Below are 237 nucleotides of genomic sequence, written 5' to 3'. Positions count from 1 at the left end.
CCCGCCTTCGGGTGGGGACTTTCATTGAGGCTTGGGGGGCGGGGGTGGTCAGTGAGGGGGTTTGAGATTTCCCCGCCTTCGGGTGGGGACTTTCATTGAGGCGCACAGCTTGTTGAGCGTTTGGCGACGAATGTTCGATTTCCCCGCCTTCGGGTGGGGACTTTCATTGAGGCGCCGCGTACCCTCGCCACGTGGGAAAGGAGGCCGCATTTCCCCGCCTTCGGGTGGGGACTTTCA

It is taken from the genome of Rothia sp. HMSC064F07 (assembly GCF_001837265.1).
In the GTDB taxonomy this organism is placed as follows: Bacteria; Actinomycetota; Actinomycetes; order Actinomycetales; family Micrococcaceae; genus Rothia; species Rothia mucilaginosa.
The sequence above is the reverse complement of the archived record's forward strand: the minus strand, read 5'-3'. Positions refer to the sequence as shown.